This window comes from Paenibacillus polymyxa M1 (genome assembly GCF_000237325.1).
GTDB classification, from domain to species: Bacteria; Bacillota; Bacilli; order Paenibacillales; family Paenibacillaceae; genus Paenibacillus; species Paenibacillus polymyxa_C.
In genome coordinates this window covers 1,916,785-1,936,891 of sequence record NC_017542.1, presented here as the reverse complement: position 1 = coordinate 1,936,891, position 20,107 = coordinate 1,916,785, and the positions used below count along the sequence as shown (strand labels likewise).

Sequence of the window (20,107 nt, the reverse complement as noted above, 5' to 3'; positions counted from 1 at the left end):
TTTTGTTGCAAACCAGCCCAGTTAAATTTAACTGCATACATAAAAAACGGGTCTCACAAGCCATCGCAGCTTGAGAGTACCCGTTTTTGACTTAGAACTATTTTACTTAATTCGTGTGAACTTCTGGATCAACGTCCAATTCATAATCAATTTCATCAAAACCGAATCCAAACAATTGAAGGAAATCCAAACGGTATTGTTCAAGATCACCCAATTCGGATACGTTTTCGGTAGTAATCTCAGACCAAGCCGCTTTAACAGCTTGCTGCACATCCTCTCTCATTTCCCAGTTATCCAGACGAATGCGCCCTTCTTCGTCCGTTTCCACTGTGGACCCATTGTATAACATCTCGAACAGACGTTGCGCCTGCTCAATACATCCCTCGTGTAGTCCTTTTTCTTTCATGACCTTAAACAGTAAGGAAATATACAGAGGCACAACAGGGATAGCGGAACTGGATTGTGTAACCAAAGCTTTATTCACTGAAACATAGGCCTTCCCATGATAAGGCTCCAGTTGCTTTGTTAAAGTATGCGCTGTGGCTTCCAAATCATTTTTAGCTTGGCCAATGGTTCCTTTACGATAGATAGCCTCCGTAATCTCAGGACCAATATACGAGTAAGCCAGTGTGGTTACTCCTTCAGCCAGCAGGTCGGCTTCTTCTAACGCTTTTAACCATAAAGACCAATCTTCGCCACCCATGACTGTGATGGTGTTCTCAATCTCTTCCTGCGTAGCTGGTTCCAGTGTGATTTCCGATACAACACCCGTATTCGTATTCACCGTTTTATTCGTAAACGGCTGTCCGATCGGCTTGAGAACGGAATTGAAGGTTTCACCTGTATCTGGATGGGTCCGCCGAGGTGAGGCGACACTATACACGATCAGGTCTACCTTGCCCAGTTTTTCCTTGACCAGCTTCAGCGTCTCCTGCTTAATTTCATGGGAAAAAGCATCTCCATTAATACTTTCCGCGATGTAACCAGCTGCTCTGGCTGCTTTTTCGAAGGCCACTGTATTGTACCAGCCTGCCGAAGCTGTACGTCCTTCTGAAGCAGGACGTTCAAAGGATACTCCTATAGTGTCAGCTCCCATTCCGAAGCTCACAGCGATGCGGGAAGCCAGTCCATAACCTGTGGATGCTCCAATCACGAGTACCTTTTTTGCTCCTTGTAGTGACGTGCTGTCTTTGATGTAGTCGATTTGGCGATTAACATGAGCCGTACATCCTGCAGGATGCGCAGTCGTACATATAAAACCACGAATTTTCGGTTTAATAATCATTGCAAGGGTCCCCCTACTTTGGCATTCATTTAATATTGATGGAATGGTTGTCCAGTCATAACTATATTACAAATCAGCTTGCGGCTCAACATATAACATAGTCTTGAAGGTAACTGTTCATATACTACGACAACAGACATCCCCAATCTACCGACTCTATGATAAAAAAGAAAATCGCCGTAAACATCATAGTCTACAGCGCTCTTTCACTCTACTATTCATTTTGACTCACTTTCTAACAACCGCACATCTTCTCCTTGCTGTTGTCTTTTTTTGATATTCGATCTTCCCCAGGTACACATTAAATCAATTATTTCATTTGCTGTTATACCATATTCTGTTATATAATACTCCACTTTTGGAGGCATTTGATTATACACATGTCTGCCAACGATGCCATCCTTCTCAAGTTCACGAAGCTGCTGTATAAGAACCTTTTGAGAAACGCCTGGAATACTACGCTGTAATTCACTTGTCCTCTTTCTACCAGCCATTAATAAACATATGATTAAGGATTTCCACTTACCTCCGATGATCTCAAGTGTTGCTTCTATGCCTAAATTATATTGTTTCATACGACCACCTTTTCACCGCTAAAATAACTAAGTTGATCTAATTAATTCTATAATCACATATCTTTACTCTAAGTACCATGCACACTTTCAAGTAACTATATTACTTTATTGTGTGTATTTACTTTTTTTATAGCGTACAGAATAATAAGACGTATCCACAAAAAGCAAATGATGCTATGTAAGAAAGGTGATTTATGATGAAGACTCTCGTGATTTTAGCACATCCGAATATTGAAGATTCCAGAGTAAATCAAAGATGGAAACAAGAATTGCTTCAATATACCAATGAAATTACAATTCATGAAATTTATAAAGAGTATCCAAACTGGAATATTGATGTTTTGAAAGAACAAAAGTTACTTGAAGCACACAACAATATCATATTTCAATTTCCTTTGTATTGGTACAGTTACCCTCCTCTGTTAAAAAAGTGGTTTGATGATGTTTTTACGCATGGATGGGCTTATGGTTCAAAAGGTGATAAGTTAAAAGGAAAGAAGCTAGGGATCGCCACGTCGATTGGTGATAAAAAAGAAAACTACTTATCTACTGGTTCCGTTTCCTTTACGGTAGATGAAGTTATAGCACCTTTCAAAGCAAGCGCAGTACATGTCGGTGCTACGACATTACCCTACTTCGCAGTCTTCGGAGCCTCGTTTCAAGCAAGTGACGAAGACATTAACCAGAGTGCAAAAGACTATATTAAATATATATTCCAGTATAAATAAAATGGCTATTTACAACATGCATCTTAACCATATAAAAACAGGCTCTTGGTGGCATCCAGCCAATCCAAGAACCTGTAATGGTTAGGTATAATGCGGTCGAGAGGACTCGAACCTCCACGGGGGGTTAGCCCACACGGACCTGAACCGTGCGCGTCTGCCAATTCCGCCACGACCGCATACTATGTATTGATGGCAATTTTTTTAATCACCGTAATTAAGATTATATCTTGCATAGAATTTAAAAGCAAGCCATTTTTATATTATATTTTTTATGAATAATACTAGCAAATATAATAAAATCACTGGATATCATCAACCAGATATGGTAAGATGAACGCATCAGGAAAGGAGGTGCGTCAACATCAATAATCATATGTTGAGCGTATCCCTTACCCGGTCCGTTATTCTCTAATTTACAGAGTTGACGGAGGCGCGGGATACGGATCAAGGCTTTAATTAAGCGCCACGGGTAGAAAGACCGTCCACGGACGGTCTTTTTTATTTCAGTATCATACTTAATATAGATAAGATTACATAATGTGAAAAGAGGCGTTACAATGTCGATTAGACCTGTGAAAGTAGAAGAGTTGAAAGAACTGGTAGCCATCTGGCTGGATGCTTCTGTAGAAGCCCATCATTTTATTGCTCCACAGTATTGGAAATCTCAAGCTGCCGAGATGGAGAACAAGTACCTTCCCCTCGCTCAAAACTACGTTATCATACAGGATGATCATACGATTGGCGGCTTCGTTTCCATGTTGGATGGATACTTGGCTGCTCTGTTTATACGTGTTGATTCTCAAAGAAAAGGCTATGGAAAGCTACTATTAGATTGGGTTAAGAAGCATCATGACGAAATTCAATTAAAGGTGTATCAGTCCAACACGAAAGCATTTAACTTTTATACTAAAAATGGATTTACCATTCAAGCGGAATCTGTGGATGCCGAAACTGAGGAGAAGGAATTTGTGATGATATGGACTAAACATTCATACTAATGAAGCACCCTTTAACTTTTTAGAGCAAAGGCTCCGCTCCCGTATCCATACGGCACAAGCAGAGCCTTTTACTTTTATCTACTAACTGTCTAGTCTCTTATTTAAGCCCATAAACCTCGGTATATAAAATCTCTTTAAACGGAGCAAACGCCGATTGAGCCAACGCACCTGGATAGCTCATAATCTGAAGCCGCAGATCTGCCTGTCCTTCTCTTAGAGGGGGCTGTACATATTCAAAATCGTTCAGATGAAACCCTAATCGTTCGTAAAAGACGATTCTTCTCCGTGACCATTCATCCACTGGGGGCTCAACCTCCAGCACTACCGGTTGGTCAGACTGTGAGACAAATTTCCTCATAAGCTTTTTGCCTAATCCGCCGCCTCGTATACGGGAATCTACCGCAATATGCTCTACAAATCGAAAATGTCCGAATTTCCAACCTGCCAAGAAAGCCACTATGTTCCCCTGCTCATTCTTTTCAGTCATGATGCGATAGCTAGGATGTTTTAGCAAAGCCTTTTGAGCCTCAAACGTCCTGCATTCTGATGCTGGAAAAGAAGACTCCATAATCGCATATATTTCAGAAAAATCGTGTTCATTTATCATATATCCCTAGCTCCTTTACTTCTAAATTCCCCAAATGACAGGCTGTCTTTATTAAGAGGAAGAGGGATGTTTAGATCTTGTTTAATTCCGTAAGCGTCAGCAACATATGTTCCAACAACTCTGGAATATCCTCCATCTGATCTTCGTTAATTTGCCTGGAAAATCGGAGTTCAATCCTATTATGGTATGTAGATGTCTTCTCTCCGTAAATCTGACTTAGCGTCTGTACTGGTCGAAGTTCAGGCTTCCAAATTTCGGCCAGTATTTTTTCAATCCGGCTGCATTGTGTCTCAATATCTTGAATCTTCATATCAAAATACAGCAATAAGCTACATCCCGGAGTTTGATCTTCCATTTCCAAAATTTCTGCAGCCAGGTTGTTTAAATCCATTTTTAGTTGAAGTTCTGCCGTCACACCCAGCTGTTCTCTCAGACTGAACTGTACACCAAATTCACGCGACATTACCGACATTTCCAATCTATCGATTCGCTGTGTAATGTTAATACGTGAATCCAGATTATCCAGATCATAAACCACATTTTCCATAGCCACTTTTAAATTATCAAAAACGGTCGGGTCGAACACTTTTCTCACCCCCAGTTGTTGAGTATAACATAGCTTGTGTTACTCCTAAAATAGGATGCCCCTTTTCACGAAAGCATATTAAGACGGAATTCTATAGTATACAGTAAGTTGGCTAACTCTTAATTGAAGTTTAATGAATAAATTTGTAAAATCTCATAATTGTGACAAAAAAATATATATTTTTGTTTTTTGTTACATTTTTATTCCGATTTATTGGGATTCAATATATAATACTGGATGGGATTGGTTATATATATTCGTATAAATCCCAAAATAAAAGAAGGGAAGAGATGATTAAATGAAAAAGGCAGTTTTTTCTACACTAGGTCTTGCACTTCTATTAAGTACATCCACCGCCGTTGCATCTGCTCAAGAAGCTCAAGAAGTAGCACCCGCATTACAAAAGGAATCTATCCAGCCTTCTAATTCTTGGTACGCCGACACAGAGCCTAATAACTGGTTTGATGAGATTACCAGTGAAATAACAGTAGGAGATGGAATCGATATCTATGGGAGCTTAGGAAGAAAAATCCCTGGAGGATATGCAGGCTATTATGACTTTGTCGATTATTATAAGTTTACAGCTTCTCAGTCTGGATTCTACGAATTTAATATTCAAGGAGAGATATATCCCAAAGCATGGATGAGGCTTAGTGTGGCTGACAGTAATGGAAGCGTCAAAAGAAGTGCAGAAGAGCGTCAATACCGTTTAGGTTTAAATCTTAAAGCTGGAGAAACTTACTACTTGTTAGTAGAAGCAACTGATGCTGACGTTGGTCAATTGTTTGACTATAGAGTTACTTCTACGATTAAACAAATCAATTAGTAGTAAAGTTGAAGTATAACAAAAAACGCGATCCTTTTTACTGAGTTTACATCTTTGAACCCCTATTATCTTACGGCAAAAATAGCTATATCGTCGTAGAAGAACTGACGGTTTTTTACGTTCATACCTTCTTCGTCTTATGGCTCGTTTGTACCTTCTACTTATTTTGTGTATATCCTTTTCTATTGAAGGATATATAAATAGTTCAAAAATAATTACTGATATATTCATATAAGAATATAACCCTTAAAAAGAGAGGTGTTTTATTTTATGAAAAAAATGTTGCTAGCTTCATTAGGTCTTACACTTATGCTGAGTACTACTACTGGTATCGCTGTAGCCGAAGAAACAAATCCTACAGCAAACAATCAACTAATTGCTGTTCCAACCCTTACTGGAAATGAACAGGAACCAAATGGCACCTTCGAACAAGCTAACCCTTTTTTTGTAGGTGATTCTATCATTGGGACCCTTGGTAAAGAAGGAGTTCCTGGAGTCTGGGAAGCCTATGATGTATTTAAATTTAAAGCTTATGAATCGCAAAAAGTTCATTTTACAATTCAGGGAGACAGATACTCTGATTCCTGGTTGCAAATGACTGTTTATAATAGTAATCATCATAAATTGAGTCGTTCAAGAGACGATCAATATTTTTTAGATGTAGAATTTGAAAAAGGTAAGGAATACTACCTAGTCGTCGAAGCACCAGGACTTGAACCTTACACAGGCAGAGCGTTCTTTTATAAAGTCTCTACTGAACCTAACTAAAATTATGTATTTACTTAGTAGCTTAGATAATCAATAAATACTAATTACAAAAGCCGTGCCCCTATTTCAGGGACGCGGCTTCTTGTGTTAAGTCACTTTACATTATTTATTCTTTACGACAAACGCGAGCTAAAGTCCTCGTAGGAGAACTGACGGATTACCTTGATGCCTTCTTCGTCGTTGTAGCTGGCGATGGCTGGCAGGTTGACTCCGTTGAACATATGGTTTTTGACCATCGTGTAATGGGCCATGTCGCAGAATACAAGCTTGTCTCCCGGCTTCAATGGCTCTTTAAAGGAATAGTCACCAATCACATCTCCAGCCAAGCACGTAAGTCCTCCAAGTCTGTAAGTATGTGCATACTCACCAGGCTTGCCAGCACCAATGATATTCGGGCGGTAAGGCATAGCCAGCACATCAGGCATATGACATTCAGCCGAAGTATCCAGAATGGCGATGTCCATTCCGTTTTTCATCGTATCCAATACGGTTGCAACCAGATATCCGGTGTTCAGAGCGATAGCTTCGCCTGGCTCAAGATAAACTTGCACACCGTATTTATCCTGAAAATATTGGATACAGCGTACCAGTGTGTCCAGATCATAGTCTTCTCTGGTAATATGGTGACCGCCGCCAAAATTGAGCCATTTCATTTGCTTAATGTATGGCCCGAATTTCTCATCCACGACTTTAATAGTGCGCTCCAGCGTATCAGAATTCTGTTCACACATCGTATGAAAATGAATACCGTCCACGCCATCCAGATCCTCAGGTCTAAAGTTAGCCAGAGTCACACCCATTCTGGAGTTGTTATAGCAAGGATCATACAGCGGCGTTTCGATTTCCGAATATTCCGGATTCACTCGAATGCCGATATCGATTTTTTTGGAAGTTACGCCTTGCACTCTGCTTTTGAAGCGGTTCAGTTGATCAAAGGAGTTGAAGACAATATGGTCAACATACTCCAATAGCTCATCAAATTCACTGTCAACATAAGCTGGTGCGTATACGTGAACCTCCTTGTCCATTTTTTCGCGACCGAGTCTTGCCTCGAACAACGAACTGGAGGTTACGCCTTTTAAGTATTTGCCAACCAGAGGAAAGGTCGAAAACATCGAAAATCCCTTAAGAGCAAGCAGAATACTGCAACCTGTCCGCTCTTGTACGGAATTCAAAACCTCAAGGTTTTTGACAAGAAGTCTTTCGTCAACAAGATAACAAGGTGATGGGAGTCCGGTAATATCAATATTCATCGCAGACCTCAATCAAGCAACGTTGGCGAAAAGTTCTCTTGCCATGGCAATCCGTGTTTATTTAGTGCTTCCATGAATGGATCTGGATCGAATTCCTCAACGTTGTAAACGCCTGGCTTTTTCCAGAGACCTTTGATGATAAGCATTGCACCGATCATGGCAGGAACACCTGTTGTATAAGAAATGGCTTGGGAGCCAACCTCTGCATAACATTCCTCATGATCACAAACGTTGTAAACATAATAGGTTTTTGGCTTTCCATCTTTCACGCCTTGGATGATGCAGCCAATGTTTGTTTTGCCTTTTGTTCTTGGTCCCAGAGAAGCCGGGTCCGGCAAAATAGCTTTCAGGAATTGCAGTGGAATGATTTGTTGTCCTTCATAATCAATAGGCTCGATCGAAGTCATGCCTACGTTTTGAAGTACGTTCAAATGATTCAGATAATTGTCCGAGAACGTCATCCAGAAGCGGATTTTTTTCACGCCTTTAATATTCACTGCAAGAGATTCCAGTTCCTCATGATACAAAAGATATATATTTTTCGGTCCAATTTCAGGCAGGTCGTATACTTTTTTCTCAGAAAGTGGCTCAGTTTCAATCCATTCTCCGTTTTCAAAGTAACGGCCTTTCGCTGTAATTTCACGAATATTGATTTCCGGATTAAAGTTAGTTGCAAAAGGATATCCGTGGTCCCCTGCATTTGCATCCACAATATCAATCGTATGAATTTCATCAAAATAGTGCTTTTGAGCATATGCCGTAAATACTCCAGTCACACCTGGATCAAAACCGCTGCCCAGCAGAGCTGTAATTCCTGCTTTTTCGAATCTTTCTTTGTAGGCCCATTGCCAGCTGTATTCAAACTTCGGCGTATCCGGCGGTTCATAGTTCGCCGTATCAACGTAATGAACACCTGTCTCAAGGCAAGCATCCATTATCGTCAAATCCTGATAAGGGAGAGCCACATTGATAACTACATCCGGTTGAAAGCTTCGAATCAAGTCAATGACCATGTCGGTGTTGTCAGCATCAAGCTGAGCCGTTTGGATCTTCGTACGACCTCCACCCAGCTTCTCTTTAAGCGCATCGCATTTCTCAACAGTTCTGCTTGCGATACAAATTTCTTCAAATACATCTGGGTTTTGGCAACATTTATGCACCACAACGCTGGCCACGCCACCGGCGCCAATAATCAATGCTTTTCCCAAAATAAATAACCTCCTTATTCCATACGCTAATCGCTATTCATTCTTGCAAACAAAATGATTATAAAGACATCCCACCAAATAATCAAGAAAAACGACAATTTGCTGTGTCAAAATTCACAGGAGCATGTCACAAAAACTTTACAAATCCCAAAATTATGCATAAATTCTTTGTGAAGCGAGCCAAAAGCAAACATTTCCCCATACATTACAAGGAATCCAACACACCTTTAATGGAAGTTCTCTTGAATATAATGCTCATGTCTTAAAGAAATCATATTATCTTATTTTTGAACAAAAGACCACCCCTCCGCGTCCTATGAAGAAGATTCATGGGGTGGTAAAATAATGGGCTGATAGGCTAATGCTTCATCTACAATCTCTGCCGCACTCAAATCACGGTCATCCCAATAAATCAAATTACTAATCCCCGGATGAGGTGTATTTTGCATGACTTCAGTCAGCATGCTGTCAAGTTCCTCCTCCGTTCCCTCGCCTCTGATAATTTTGTCCACCAACTGTATAAGCTCACTTCGGTTTAACTTTTGGAGTTTCAATGGGTTTCGGTCCAGACTCATACAATCGCCCTCCTAGGTATGGATTATAGTCAACATAGTGTTGTAGCCTTACACTTCTAGTGTAAGCACTATACGACCTATTATGGAGCTTTAAGAAGTGTCATAATAAATAAAGCCGCCCCCGGTACGGGAACGGCTCTATATCGTAATAAAGCATATTAAACCATGATTTTGCAAATATCGTTCGTGAATTCAACCGGATCTTGCAGCGGCAAGCCCTCGATCAGCAAAGCTTGATTATACAGTAATGCCGTATAGAGGTTTACCTTCTCCTTATCCTCGGCAAAGGCTTCTTTCAAAGAGTTGAACACCGCATGGTTCACGTTGATTTCCAGCACTTTATTCGCTTTGACATCAGCGTTATTCGGCATGGCGTTCAAAATTTTCTCCATCTCAATAGTCACTTCGCCGTCTGCGGACAGACATACCGGATGTGTTTTCAAGCGTTTGGAGGCTTTTACACTGGATACTTTGCCTTCCAGCAAGCCCTTCATGTACTCGAACAACTCCTTGTTGTCGTTTTGTTCCGCTTCAGTTTCTTTTTCATTTTCGTCAGATTCAATCCCCAGATCGCCACTCGATACGGATTTGAATTCTTTCTCTTTATAGCTTAAGAGCATTTTAATAGCGAACTCATCAATATCATCAGTGAAGTACAAAATTTCATAGCCTTTATCGGCCACTAATTCGGTCTGCGGCAGCTTTTCAATACGCTCGTTGGACTCCCCGGAAGCATAATAAATATACTTTTGATCCTCTGGCATACGAGATACATATTCGTCCAAAGTAACCTGTTTTTTCTCTGTAGAAGAGTAGAACATAAGCAGATCTTGAAGGGTTTCTTTATGTCTGCCGTAATCGTTGTAGACACCGAATTTCAATTGTCTGCCAAATGATTTGTAGAATTGATCATATTTCTCCCGATCATTTTTGAGCAGAGTCAACAGCTGGCCTTTAATTTTACTTTCGATATTTTTGGCAATCAGCTTCAACTGACGGTCGTGCTGCAGCATTTCTCTCGAAATGTTGAGTGACAGGCTTTCGGAGTCAACCATACCTTTCACAAAGCTAAAATAATCCGGCAGCAGGTCAGGAGATTTTTCCATGATCAGTACACCGTTGGCATACAACTCCAGCCCTTTTTCATATTCCTTGGAGTAAAAATCAAACGGTATGTTCTCAGGAATAAACAGAATAGCTTGGTACACTACCGCGCCGTCCGCGCTGACATGGATATGCTGGAGCGGCTTGTCGTAGCCATAGCGTTTTTCCGCGTAGAAGTTTTGATAATCCTCGTCGGTTAGCTCGCTTTTATTTTTTCTCCAGATGGGCACCATGCTGTTAATACGCTGTTCTTCTTTGTAATCCTCAAACTCGTTGTCGCTTCCTTCTTTCAGACGCTTGCCTGTAACATCCATTTTAATCGGGTAGCGGATAAAGTCGGAGTATTTTTTAATAAGCGCTTTTAAACGGTACTCGTCCAAATATTCGTCGTAGGACTCATCCTCGGTGTTTTCCTTGATTTTCAGTACAATCTCGGTTCCGACCTCGTCCTTCTCAGCCGCCTCAATGGTATAACCGTCAGCACCTGTTGATTCCCATTTATAAGCCGTATCGCTTCCCAAAGCCTTGGTAGTTACTGTAACTACATCTGCTACCATGAAAGCTGAATAGAAGCCGACGCCGAATTGACCAATGATGTCATGACCATCCTTGGACTCATTTTCATTTTTGAATGCCAATGAACCACTTTTAGCAATGACGCCCAGATTATTTTCCAGTTCTTCCTTGGTCATCCCAATCCCGGTATCACGCAGAGTTAGCGTTCTATGATCCTTATCAGCAATTACTTTAATATAATAATTTTCTTTGTCAAAGACCAATTGATCGTCTGTCAGTGCTTTGTAATAAATTTTGTCAATCGCATCACTTGCGTTGGAGATCAGCTCTCTTAGGAAAATTTCCTTTTGAGTGTAAATCGAGTTAATCATCATTTCGAGCAGACGCTTGGACTCAGCCTGAAACTGTTTTTTCTCCATTCGGATATCTCCTTTCAAATATAAACCTATGTAAGGCCAGCGGATAAGAGCTATGCAAACGATTCAACTTTGTTAGCACTCCCACCATTCGAGTGCTAGCCTACCTTTTTTATAACATTCCTCATTTTTTATGTCAATATCTTGCTTAACCTGCACAGTAAAATTACATTTCAGGAAATCGCTAGTGTCTGATCTGCTTAAACATAACGTTAAACAGTTCGACAGAGGATGGAAACAGCCCCTGCACATGAGGAAGCAGATTACTCCTGATCCGTAGCTCATCCTCATCCAAATGCCTTAGATCCTCATGAAAGAACCAGACAATAGGATAATCTCCGTCCTTATGTCTGCTGCCTGCATTTAAACACACAGGACCCTGATTGTCTTCTGCAATTGCAAATGGAATATAGCCTGCTGACAGCAAAGGTGACCATTGATCGATCAAATCATAAAATGCCTTTAAGCCATGACCTATTGGCAGACGTGGAAACTCTACAAACGTACAATCGCTCCAGTATACTCCCGGAATAGATTCATTATCGAATTGTAAAGATACATAATGGTAGGACATGATAAAATTCCTCAGCAGAGGCGGCAGTTCAAAATGGTATTTTTCTTCCATATCCCGAACTTCCTGTTCTGTAATCTGTGAAGGAATAGGTTTCCACTTGATCCATCCCTCCTCATCGACGTTCCCATCACGCATTTCGAACGGTACATTTTCTTCCACATCCATAAAAAAGGCTTCATTCATCTGTGCAAATAACTCCTTCATGGATGTGCGAATATCCGCTTTCTTGTCCATGTTCTCACACCTCTTTCCTTTTTATTCCCATTTTGCACCATAGGTGTATGCCTCATGCGTCTTTATATGAAAATAGCATTGCAATCATATACCACTACTCTTTTTATGTTCAGCTTATCAGAACTTGCTTTTTTCACCATTTGCGGAATATTAGTATTACCAGCGCAATGGCTCATAACTACGCCAGAGCAACCAACGCTCTGTCTCGTGAATTGGAGCAGTGCCAATGCTATATTCATCCTTTGAGCCACTCTGCAAATCAATCAAATGAAGCATACCGCCATACGTCCCAACCGCCAGCATGCCTTCATCAGGTGTAACTGCCAGCCCGGATATCGTACTGCCGACAAAATAGCGCCAAAGTTCACGCCCCTCTCTATCAATAAGACGGAGATAGCCGTAGGCATCACCTAGAATAGATCCTTGTGTCAGCACTACTGCAGCGTATACTCGCATTTCTTCATTTATTATCGGCCATTCTTCCTTATTCTGAGCAATTCCCTGCTCCACTTCGGCAATTGGCACCTGAATGGTGGCACCGTTGTAGAAATGACAGGCATTGTACCAGACATCCATATCATCTTTGGAAAATAGGGCATAATGCGGATAGCTGGAGCTCGGCTCCAATGTATGCACCGTCCTATCGGTTAAGTCCATAAGCAAATGCTCACTCATCTGGCTGCCATATGCGAGCCAGCGTCCATCCTTCGACACAGCTCCATGCGCCATATCCACAATCGTGTCTTCCAGTCCCAATTCCCTTCGTTCAGACGCCGTGGGATGAATCAATTCCACCTGATCACTAGCCAGCAAATAAACACCGTAACCGCAAACCAGCAACAGACGCTGTCCATCGCCAAAAGGAATCACTTCATCTAATATATCCTCAGGATGCTCCTCATCCGCCAAGCATTCCAAGTCAGGAATAGATGCTTTTAAGCGGACTTGTATATCCGTCCATTGAAAATGCGCTGTCTCTTCGCCTTGCAAATTTCGGTCCGGTTGACGAACAATCCGAATCCCTTGTCCATCCACCAACGCAAAATAACTCCCGTCCGACGAACAACCTACTCGGTGCATTCCAGGGATTTGCCTGATTCCATCTTTTCCCGCCACATAGATCTGTCCGCGTTCCCGAGGATTGCCTGCATGTAGAATGACTTCATTGCCTCCATTTATAAAAGCCATCGGCCTAACGGCTTGCAAAGCCTCCTCAAACGCTGGTGTAAGCGGCCAGGATGCAGCCGGAATCTCCTGACGTAACTGCTCTATTTCCCCGGCCTGATTTGCCTCCTGAATCATACGAAAAATATCTTCGGCTAGTTTGGAGCGTTCGTCTTGCTTTGGCTCTGGCTGCTCCTGCTGCCACTGACTTTCCATACCGATTCTGACAAATTCATTCACGTCTGCGGCATACCTTTTTCCTTCCTGTCGCCACTGTGCCGCCATTTCATGATCCAACCAACTCATCCTGCTTCCCCCATCCAGTGTATGTATGTCTTATTTGTTCTACAGGCTTTATTCATTCTGTTAGGTGGTTCCTCACCTTCGTCAACACAAACCACAGGTCTGTCACTGCCTTTACCTCGTCATAGTCCAGATAGGCATCGCGCTTGTCGTAATATTTGACCGCCACAATCACCATCTGAAGTGTCACTGGCTTTCCAGCAGCCTTAAGAACTTCTACAACACTTTCAAAGGTGGCCAGCTCAAACCAGGTTTGAACCTGACGATCTGATATCCATAGGGGAATATACTCGTCCTGTTCGTTGGTTGCGGCTGTACCGTCCTCTGCACATTCCTCCAGCCAATGCTCATCCAAATAATAAATCGGTGTATGAACAGGGTCCTGATCCCATTGATCCACATTCACATATAACCAGTTATTATGCAGCTGCCCCACACTGCACACCAATTCCTGCATTCCTTCAAAAACACGATAAGAAGGGCGCTCCCTGCGACGGTAATCCTCAAGTCTTGTCTCATACCTGCTCATCTCCAGCCACCCCGTTTCTGTATCATCCAAACACTCAAAATTCGCGTAACATACACTTATAACTCATAAAACCCGATATAAGTACAAGCACCTCGTCCATAGTTAAGACTACATAAGGAGATTGATCTATTCATGAAAAGAATCACCGCACTTATCATCCTGTCCATGCTCTTACTTGTAACCCCGATCTACGCTGCTGCACCAGCACCTATGCTGGTTTATGTGGATCAGAATAACCACTCCTTCATCCCGCTTCGCCTCCTGAACAGCTATGAAGGGATCACGCTCAACCTGAACCCAGCGGACAAAAAAATAGAAATAGCGCAAGGCAATACCCGGCTTACCTTATTTACGGGACAAACTGTTGCTAAAGTAAATGATCAAACGATTCGTTTGCAAAATGCACCTTTTACCGATAACGGCGCTACCTATGTCCCCTTGCAGTTCATCAGCCAATATCTAAATCTGCAAGTCTTATGGCAAAAAGAAACCTCAGCTGTGCGAATTACGCAGAGTACGAAGTCTGTTACGCTTCCGGTACTTACCGGCAAGCTACCCGGAAACACTACCCCCATCACGACAGCTCATAAGAGCTTCAAGGTTGGATCTCGTACCTTTTCCGCTAAGGTGGTCACCATCTCCATGCTCCATCCCAAGGTAAGTTTGGACGTAGCACTGGCAAGCGATACCCTTGGTAAAGTGGAGGACTTAAGCAGTCTTGCCAAACGCAATCAAGCGGTTGTAGCCATTAATGGCACATTCTTTGACGCCTATACCAAAAGCTCCTACAAGACGTCTTACGGCTATCTGGTCAGCCATGGCAAGATGTTGAAAAAAAGCTCCGGTGACCAACGTACCGTCTTTACCTACGATGCTAACCATTTAGCCAAGCTTGTGTCGGGTTCTGTCTTTGAACAACAGTTAAGTCAAGGCAGCGTGGAAGGTGCTCTTCAAGCTGGGCCTCGTCTGGTCACGAATGGTCAGGTTTCCCTAAATGTCAAAGCCGAAGGCTTCAAGGACCCTAAAATATTAACAGGCGGCGGCGCCCGCAGCGCACTTGGAATTGCTAGGGATCATAAGCTGATCCTTCTGACTACAAGCGGAGCGACCATTCCGCAGCTCGCCCAAATGATGAAGCAGGCTGGCGCTTATCAGGCCATGAATCTGGATGGCGGTGCTTCCAGCGGACTGTACTACAACGGCTCTTACCTCACCACACCCGGCCGCCAGATCAGCAACGCTATTATTGTAAAGTATCAATAGACGAATAAAGGGCTGTCTTCACGGATATGTAAGCCGTGGGGATAGCTTTTTCTTTTTTCCCAGTCCCGGTTATTATGGCTCCCCTGTGTTCGAGCGGTTTGTCTGATCCGTTACGGGTTGATCCTGCAACCTACAATCGAACCAGACTGGTAAAACTGTTGCTGCCTTCGCTTCCTTTTTTTAAAGAAAGATAAATACGGTTGTTTTCTCCTCTGCTTGCCAAGCATTCATAAAGTCCGGGTTGCACAGACAGGAATGACCCTCCCCATACACAATCAGGTTCTAACTCACCACCTGTGGCTTCCTCTCCTGCACCAATAAATATGTTCCCTGAAGGAACCTTCAAAAACAGCCGCACCGTCGGCTGCTCGATATGATCTGTTATCACAACCTCATACGTCCCATCCGCTCCCAGGTTCAAGAAAGCAGCGTTTCCCGCATTTAACTCCCCCAGCTCGTCTGCTTCGATAGACCACCAATCCGGCTCATCGTTCAAACGATGCTTCAGAGCTTGCGTATCAAATAGGCAAAGAGTCGCCGTGTCTGTCGTAAATTGAAATGGACTGATTGCCATGTTCATCATACAATCCTCCTGATAATAGTCAGCGAATTTCCGTTTTCCCACGTCTTCCGCTATCCGTATTGCTATAGATTTGAGGGAAATTATCCCTGTATGTAAAGTATAACAATGCTTGTAGAACCAGACAACATACTAGAGCCACCATCCATTCTGCATTAAAAAAGCCCTCCCTCACGATGTCGTGAAAGAGGGTCGCTTTGTAAGTTTGAGCGATGCTAACCTAACGTTAGATCAGAAAAGATTTGGTGATAATCACCAACAAAATGAACAATACCAAAATCGCGCCTGTGGATGTCCATGCTCCACCGTAACCTACTTCACCCATGTCTAAATCCCTCCTTGCGTTAAAGCTTACTCTTATCGTATGTAGAAAAGCAGATAACGACCGGGCGAATCGGCAAGTTTATTTGCTGTGAAGGAGCCTCTTAGAAAATGGACTGGTATGTTTCGGATGGGTCGGTAATGACTCGGGATGACAACTGGCAAAGAATGTCGTCTGTTCTGCGCAGCAGCCTGCTCACATCCTTCTGCTTCATCTTCTGAAGGAGTGGGGTTTCTAGCTGGGTGAAAGAAATTGAGTGGTGCCTTCATCTTTAACCGGCTCAGTAGCCTTACCGCTTTCTGTCTCCGTTGCAGCTTCGTCCACAGGAGTTGATTCAACCGTGCTTATTATCTCTCCGGCATTATCACTTTCTTTGTTTTCTTTGGTTGATTCTCCGTAACTAGTTAACGTTATAGATAGAGCAATACATCCTGCCATAATAAGCAGTCTCTTCTTGTAAATCTCCATACTCAGCCCCCTTATTTATACAATTATTTAATTCTAGCTACATTTAATAATATAAAAAAGTAAACTCGCAGTCTGGACGCTATCTGGTGTATCGCTCAATGTCTTCTTTATTCGAATTTCTTCTCATCTGGTCCTTATATTCATGTACGCCATTATTTAATTTGGCCACAGCTCCCCAACCTGAGAACACAAGCAGGAGTACTCCCATCAAGGCATAGGCGAATGTGAAATAATTCAAATAAAAGTTTAAAACAATACCACCTAAAATCAACAGCAATACAATCCACAGCGTCCACTTTAAGCCGTTCTTCAATAAAATCTCTCCCTTATAGATATTACCATAATTTCCCTTTATATACTATGATACATACGACTCACATATCTAAAAGGTTCAAGAAATTTAGGCATCATGAGTGCTGTAACTGCTGTTATCTTGAATCTCCCATTGACTTCTTTATGAAACGTTAGGTGACTAACTTTTGTGAATCCCAAAACAGAGGCTAAGAGTTGTTCAACAACCTCCGATATAATTTTGGACATGTACTTATCCGAGTGGATACTTTTATAGTCGTACATAGTTTCACCTTGCTCATGGCTGCCATAGTTGCCTTTTGCTACTTCGAGGGAGCTTAGATAGGTAACGAATCAATATGAGCTTCGACTTCAAAAATAAATTCTTCAACGCTTTCACAATCAAACCATTCACTTCCTTCATTTATCTCAAACAATACTGGATAGCTATGATGATTTATTAAAAATTGCCAACCTTGTCTTGAAATCATAGCCTCTAATATTTGACAGTAATCAAATAACTTTTCAACGTCAGCTCTATTCATTAAGTCATAATCCTGGTAAGTAGTTCCTAATGGTTCAGGAAAGATTCGATATGCTAACCATTTTGTTTCCATTTAATACACCTCTTAGAGTTACAAAAGCATATGCAGTCATAATTATAATTAGCGATTCAACATTTTCATGCAGTATCCTGCTCATTGACTTAACGAGATTGGATGAAGTAAAATCTGAGTTTTAGCACAAGTTTCAAAATATTAAGCTTCGATCATAAAATTTCAGACTCTAGACCGACTGAATCAATTGAACAGTCCCCTATAAACTATCTGGCGCATCATCATATTGGCAGTTTCAGTTATAATCCTTTATCTGGTTATTATATCGAATATTTGCTGCATTGAACAGAATATGACCCTTCTTAACTTCTGGTTCCAGACTAATAATGCGCTCATGTTTCTGTCCCTTGGAATGTACACTTACTACAGGTGTATGTATCTTCGCTTTCCATAACTCTTCTTCAAATTCCAGCTTATCTACAGGGTATAGCTTCAACTTCTCAATAGCGACTTGAAATAAAATCATCCGGCAACAGTTTATAGATATTGCCATCAATCACCTACATCTGCTATGTTTTCCTTTGCTGGCCTATAATTGAGATATCTGAATAGTCGTTCTTCTTCCCTGCTTTGATGGCTGGATCAATGTACATCGCCATTTCCATATCCTCAAACTCAGACAACCTGTTCCAATACATGAGATTCTGAAATATGTAATCATCGGTTGAACGAGAATCGTTTTGTAATTCTTTATAGAAGCTCTTTTCACCCATGGCTTGCTTCTTGCATATTAAATAATAATATCCAAAATACTCGCTCCACAGGATTTTCATACCCTCTAGCGTTTCTTTTTCATGAGCGATAAAAAAAGACAAGGCCGTATTGATCCTGTCCTTGTCTTGCAAGTTATTATACTTCGTTACCACTCTGACCACAGATCAGAGTATTGATATCCCCGTGCCAATAAGCAAAATGACATCCGTAAACGTATTTTTAATTTGTTCTCGTTTGGCTTCAGATCGTGTCGTATCCTCCTTGAGCAAATTATCCATTAGAACCAATGTAGGACGATGATGCTTATAGTGAATACCTCTCAAGTTACCGTCTATGCCACTAATCATGATACAGGAATTCAGTCCCCCTTTACGAATCCCAAAATCCTCAATCAACATCTGATTGGTTTCTAGCTCATCTTTGATCATATCAAGGAACGGCAATGCAATCTGCTCTGTTGCTGATATGATGAGCGTGAACTGTGATTTATCATAAAGCGTGGCATACAGCGGAAATAAAAAGAAACTGATCGTGGACTTTCCATGCTCCCTTGGGAGTCTGAAAGCTGTGATCAGTCCTCTATTTGCAAGCATATGTATTCAATGTCCATCTCACCTATAAGCTTTCTTAGTTCAGAAAAAGAGAACGTTTCGATCAGTTGTTTCATTTTGAGCGGCTTGAAATGCTTCTCCATGTATTGTTTCAGTAATTCGGTTTGTCGCTATTGTTCTAGTTTATCGTTTCAATTGTTGCGGCTCCTTTTTATTGATTTGATGTATTCATTTCGTTGTAAAACTTTAAAAATCACACTCATCTATCGTACTGGTCAACTCAGCCCATCTGGCCGATAACAACTTCGCATAGTCCAAAGAAAACAATCCATAATGTCCTAAGGAATAACCGTCATTAACTTCTACTAATAATGTTTCTCCTTTATCTGTTAATCCAAAATCCACCGCATACCCTTTAGGAGCAGCTTGGAATTGTGAGACCACATTTTCAACTACCTTATAATCAAAGTGTGCTCTCCAGTTTCCTTTATATCTTCGAATGTCTAATATCTTCCCATACCGAACAAAACATCTCCACTCTGCCACGAAATTCACAATGTCTGCACATAATATTTCCGGGTCTTCACCATATGTACTGCAGCCGATTAAATCCTTCATGCTTCTAACGACAACGCCAGTAAATTTCTTATCCTCGACAGGCTTAATAAAAATATTCCAGTTCTCAGGATTATTTGCTATGACACTTAGTTTAGACTTCCAAATCTTTCTGCCCAAGTAAGCTGTTAACTCTTTCGGATAATCAATTTCAGATGCAACAATGTCATATATATGGAGTGCTGTTCGTACATCATCCACATAGCTAACTACGATATCTTCTTTATTATGATCAGTTAGCTTATTTATATTTTCAAAATAACGTATTTCAAATCCCATCTGCTTAAATCCATCAAAAGCTGCATAAAAATTGTGATTTGCAATTTCATGATCAAAACCCTTTCTAATATATACCTTCATAAAGACCTCCTACGCATACGTCTCCGATGTGAATCTCTTACTTTTATTCAAACAATACAGTCAGTCCTAAAATAATT

General features: G+C 41.4%; 25 protein-coding genes and 1 tRNA gene. 5 read left to right on the top strand and 21 right to left on the bottom strand.

What is annotated here, in order from left to right:
* Positions 1-106: 106 nt before the first annotated feature.
* Both fabV and PPM_RS08730 read right to left on the bottom strand, forming a co-directional pair.
* Positions 107-1,285: an enoyl-ACP reductase FabV gene (gene fabV / locus PPM_RS08735; RefSeq protein WP_013370441.1), complete on the bottom strand. Its 1,179-nt coding sequence runs from the start codon at positions 1,283-1,285 to the stop codon at positions 107-109.
* A gap of 218 nt (positions 1,286-1,503) precedes the next feature.
* Positions 1,504-1,860 carry a winged helix-turn-helix transcriptional regulator gene (locus PPM_RS08730; RefSeq protein WP_013370440.1) on the bottom strand — a complete coding sequence of 119 codons (357 nt, stop codon included), beginning with the start codon at positions 1,858-1,860 and terminating at the stop codon, positions 1,504-1,506.
* A 197-nt stretch (positions 1,861-2,057) separates the two neighbouring features.
* Here PPM_RS08730 and PPM_RS08725 point away from each other — a divergent pair, with 197 nt between their 5' ends.
* On the top strand, positions 2,058-2,588 hold the full coding sequence (locus PPM_RS08725; protein WP_014599625.1) for an NAD(P)H-dependent oxidoreductase: 531 nt from the start codon (positions 2,058-2,060) through the stop codon (positions 2,586-2,588).
* A gap of 91 nt (positions 2,589-2,679) precedes the next feature.
* Here PPM_RS08725 and PPM_RS08720 read toward each other — a convergent pair.
* Positions 2,680-2,764, bottom strand: a tRNA-Leu gene (locus tag PPM_RS08720).
* Positions 2,765-3,145: 381 nt separating this feature from the next.
* On the opposite strand from PPM_RS08720, the gene PPM_RS08715 reads away from it, so the two are divergent.
* Positions 3,146-3,586: an N-acetyltransferase gene (locus PPM_RS08715; protein ID WP_013370437.1), complete on the top strand. Its 441-nt coding sequence runs from the start codon at positions 3,146-3,148 to the stop codon at positions 3,584-3,586.
* Between the two features lie 97 nt (positions 3,587-3,683).
* Here the strand turns inward: PPM_RS08715 and PPM_RS08710 are convergent, their stop codons facing one another.
* Entirely contained in the window at positions 3,684-4,193 is a 510-nt protein-coding gene (locus PPM_RS08710) for a GNAT family N-acetyltransferase (protein WP_013370436.1), read from the bottom strand.
* A gap of 70 nt (positions 4,194-4,263) precedes the next feature.
* A complete protein-coding gene (locus PPM_RS08705) occupies positions 4,264-4,779 on the bottom strand; it encodes a hypothetical protein (protein WP_013370435.1) in 516 nt (171 codons plus the stop codon).
* Positions 4,780-5,077: 298 nt separating this feature from the next.
* On the opposite strand from PPM_RS08705, the gene PPM_RS08700 reads away from it, so the two are divergent.
* Together PPM_RS08700 and PPM_RS08695 are read left to right on the top strand one after the other, a co-directional pair.
* Positions 5,078-5,605 (top strand): hypothetical protein, encoded by a 528-nt coding sequence (locus PPM_RS08700; RefSeq protein ID WP_013370433.1) that lies wholly within the window; start codon positions 5,078-5,080, stop codon positions 5,603-5,605.
* Positions 5,606-5,875: 270 nt separating this feature from the next.
* Entirely contained in the window at positions 5,876-6,373 is a 498-nt protein-coding gene (locus PPM_RS08695) for a hypothetical protein (protein WP_013370432.1), read from the top strand.
* Between the two features lie 113 nt (positions 6,374-6,486).
* On the opposite strand, the gene nspC is transcribed toward PPM_RS08695, so the two are convergent.
* The 7 genes from nspC to PPM_RS08660 all read right to left on the bottom strand — a co-directional run bounded on the left by nspC (position 6,487) and on the right by PPM_RS08660 (position 14,249).
* The gene (gene nspC, locus PPM_RS08690; protein WP_013370431.1) at positions 6,487-7,626 is read right to left on the bottom strand and encodes a carboxynorspermidine decarboxylase; all 1,140 of its coding nucleotides are present in this window, start codon (positions 7,624-7,626) and stop codon (positions 6,487-6,489) included.
* Positions 7,627-7,634: 8 nt separating this feature from the next.
* Positions 7,635-8,834 (bottom strand): saccharopine dehydrogenase family protein, encoded by a 1,200-nt coding sequence (locus tag PPM_RS08685; RefSeq protein ID WP_013370430.1) that lies wholly within the window; start codon positions 8,832-8,834, stop codon positions 7,635-7,637.
* Positions 8,835-9,148: 314 nt separating this feature from the next.
* The gene (locus PPM_RS08680) at positions 9,149-9,409 is read right to left on the bottom strand and encodes a bacteriocin immunity protein (RefSeq protein ID WP_013370429.1); all 261 of its coding nucleotides are present in this window, start codon (positions 9,407-9,409) and stop codon (positions 9,149-9,151) included.
* Positions 9,410-9,567: 158 nt separating this feature from the next.
* Positions 9,568-11,448, bottom strand: coding sequence for a molecular chaperone HtpG (gene htpG / locus PPM_RS08675; RefSeq protein WP_013370428.1), 1,881 nt, complete (start codon positions 11,446-11,448; stop codon positions 9,568-9,570).
* Positions 11,449-11,629: 181 nt separating this feature from the next.
* Positions 11,630-12,253 carry an SMI1/KNR4 family protein gene (locus tag PPM_RS08670; protein WP_013370427.1) on the bottom strand — a complete coding sequence of 208 codons (624 nt, stop codon included), beginning with the start codon at positions 12,251-12,253 and terminating at the stop codon, positions 11,630-11,632.
* Between the two features lie 156 nt (positions 12,254-12,409).
* Positions 12,410-13,723: a PQQ-binding-like beta-propeller repeat protein gene (locus PPM_RS08665; protein ID WP_014599624.1), complete on the bottom strand. Its 1,314-nt coding sequence runs from the start codon at positions 13,721-13,723 to the stop codon at positions 12,410-12,412.
* 52 nt (positions 13,724-13,775) lie between these two features.
* Positions 13,776-14,249, bottom strand: coding sequence for a hypothetical protein (locus PPM_RS08660; protein ID WP_013370425.1), 474 nt, complete (start codon positions 14,247-14,249; stop codon positions 13,776-13,778).
* A gap of 132 nt (positions 14,250-14,381) precedes the next feature.
* Here PPM_RS08660 and PPM_RS08655 point away from each other — a divergent pair, with 132 nt between their 5' ends.
* Complete coding sequence (locus PPM_RS08655) at positions 14,382-15,512, top strand: phosphodiester glycosidase family protein (protein WP_014599623.1); 1,131 nt, start codon at positions 14,382-14,384, stop codon at positions 15,510-15,512.
* Between the two features lie 130 nt (positions 15,513-15,642).
* On the opposite strand, the gene PPM_RS08650 is transcribed toward PPM_RS08655, so the two are convergent.
* The 9 genes from PPM_RS08650 to PPM_RS08610 form a co-directional block, all read right to left on the bottom strand.
* On the bottom strand, positions 15,643-16,095 hold the full coding sequence (locus PPM_RS08650) for a DUF6386 family protein (protein ID WP_013370423.1): 453 nt from the start codon (positions 16,093-16,095) through the stop codon (positions 15,643-15,645).
* Positions 16,096-16,318: 223 nt separating this feature from the next.
* Positions 16,319-16,417 (bottom strand): hypothetical protein, encoded by a 99-nt coding sequence (locus PPM_RS29955; protein ID WP_014599622.1) that lies wholly within the window; start codon positions 16,415-16,417, stop codon positions 16,319-16,321.
* A gap of 231 nt (positions 16,418-16,648) precedes the next feature.
* The gene (locus PPM_RS08645; RefSeq protein ID WP_013370422.1) at positions 16,649-16,882 is read right to left on the bottom strand and encodes a hypothetical protein; all 234 of its coding nucleotides are present in this window, start codon (positions 16,880-16,882) and stop codon (positions 16,649-16,651) included.
* A 79-nt stretch (positions 16,883-16,961) separates the two neighbouring features.
* Positions 16,962-17,195 carry a hypothetical protein gene (locus PPM_RS08640; protein ID WP_013370421.1) on the bottom strand — a complete coding sequence of 78 codons (234 nt, stop codon included), beginning with the start codon at positions 17,193-17,195 and terminating at the stop codon, positions 16,962-16,964.
* A 316-nt stretch (positions 17,196-17,511) separates the two neighbouring features.
* Positions 17,512-17,790 (bottom strand): hypothetical protein, encoded by a 279-nt coding sequence (locus PPM_RS08630; RefSeq protein ID WP_013370420.1) that lies wholly within the window; start codon positions 17,788-17,790, stop codon positions 17,512-17,514.
* A gap of 235 nt (positions 17,791-18,025) precedes the next feature.
* Positions 18,026-18,283 carry a hypothetical protein gene (locus PPM_RS08625; RefSeq protein WP_014599619.1) on the bottom strand — a complete coding sequence of 86 codons (258 nt, stop codon included), beginning with the start codon at positions 18,281-18,283 and terminating at the stop codon, positions 18,026-18,028.
* A gap of 16 nt (positions 18,284-18,299) precedes the next feature.
* Complete coding sequence (locus PPM_RS08620) at positions 18,300-18,605, bottom strand: hypothetical protein (protein ID WP_013370418.1); 306 nt, start codon at positions 18,603-18,605, stop codon at positions 18,300-18,302.
* Positions 18,606-18,668: 63 nt separating this feature from the next.
* On the bottom strand, positions 18,669-19,097 hold the full coding sequence (locus PPM_RS08615; RefSeq protein ID WP_013370417.1) for a hypothetical protein: 429 nt from the start codon (positions 19,095-19,097) through the stop codon (positions 18,669-18,671).
* A 204-nt stretch (positions 19,098-19,301) separates the two neighbouring features.
* On the bottom strand, positions 19,302-20,030 hold the full coding sequence (locus PPM_RS08610) for an ATP-grasp domain-containing protein (RefSeq protein ID WP_013370415.1): 729 nt from the start codon (positions 20,028-20,030) through the stop codon (positions 19,302-19,304).
* Positions 20,031-20,107 lie beyond the last annotated feature (77 nt).

Coding starts and splice junctions, on each gene's coding strand:
- fabV (WP_013370441.1), bottom strand. CDS start 1,285: ATGATTATTAAACCGAAAATTCGTGGTTTTATATGTACGACTGCGCAT.
- PPM_RS08645 (WP_013370422.1), bottom strand. CDS start 16,882: ATGGAGATTTACAAGAAGAGACTGCTTATTATGGCAGGATGTATTGCT.
- PPM_RS08660 (WP_013370425.1), bottom strand. CDS start 14,249: ATGAGCAGGTATGAGACAAGACTTGAGGATTACCGTCGCAGGGAGCGC.
- PPM_RS08615 (WP_013370417.1), bottom strand. CDS start 19,097: ATGCTTGCAAATAGAGGACTGATCACAGCTTTCAGACTCCCAAGGGAG.
- PPM_RS08715 (WP_013370437.1), top strand. CDS start 3,146: ATGTCGATTAGACCTGTGAAAGTAGAAGAGTTGAAAGAACTGGTAGCC.
- htpG (WP_013370428.1), bottom strand. CDS start 11,448: ATGGAGAAAAAACAGTTTCAGGCTGAGTCCAAGCGTCTGCTCGAAATG.
- PPM_RS08670 (WP_013370427.1), bottom strand. CDS start 12,253: ATGGACAAGAAAGCGGATATTCGCACATCCATGAAGGAGTTATTTGCA.
- PPM_RS08610 (WP_013370415.1), bottom strand. CDS start 20,030: ATGAAGGTATATATTAGAAAGGGTTTTGATCATGAAATTGCAAATCAC.
- PPM_RS08630 (WP_013370420.1), bottom strand. CDS start 17,790: ATGGAAACAAAATGGTTAGCATATCGAATCTTTCCTGAACCATTAGGA.
- PPM_RS08680 (WP_013370429.1), bottom strand. CDS start 9,409: ATGAGTCTGGACCGAAACCCATTGAAACTCCAAAAGTTAAACCGAAGT.
- PPM_RS08730 (WP_013370440.1), bottom strand. CDS start 1,860: ATGAAACAATATAATTTAGGCATAGAAGCAACACTTGAGATCATCGGA.
- PPM_RS08625 (WP_014599619.1), bottom strand. CDS start 18,283: ATGGCAATATCTATAAACTGTTGCCGGATGATTTTATTTCAAGTCGCT.
- PPM_RS08665 (WP_014599624.1), bottom strand. CDS start 13,723: ATGAGTTGGTTGGATCATGAAATGGCGGCACAGTGGCGACAGGAAGGA.
- nspC (WP_013370431.1), bottom strand. CDS start 7,626: ATGAATATTGATATTACCGGACTCCCATCACCTTGTTATCTTGTTGAC.
- PPM_RS29955 (WP_014599622.1), bottom strand. CDS start 16,417: ATGGGTGAAGTAGGTTACGGTGGAGCATGGACATCCACAGGCGCGATT.
- PPM_RS08650 (WP_013370423.1), bottom strand. CDS start 16,095: ATGATGAACATGGCAATCAGTCCATTTCAATTTACGACAGACACGGCG.
- PPM_RS08695 (WP_013370432.1), top strand. CDS start 5,876: ATGAAAAAAATGTTGCTAGCTTCATTAGGTCTTACACTTATGCTGAGT.
- PPM_RS08725 (WP_014599625.1), top strand. CDS start 2,058: ATGAAGACTCTCGTGATTTTAGCACATCCGAATATTGAAGATTCCAGA.
- PPM_RS08710 (WP_013370436.1), bottom strand. CDS start 4,193: ATGATAAATGAACACGATTTTTCTGAAATATATGCGATTATGGAGTCT.
- PPM_RS08655 (WP_014599623.1), top strand. CDS start 14,382: ATGAAAAGAATCACCGCACTTATCATCCTGTCCATGCTCTTACTTGTA.
- PPM_RS08700 (WP_013370433.1), top strand. CDS start 5,078: ATGAAAAAGGCAGTTTTTTCTACACTAGGTCTTGCACTTCTATTAAGT.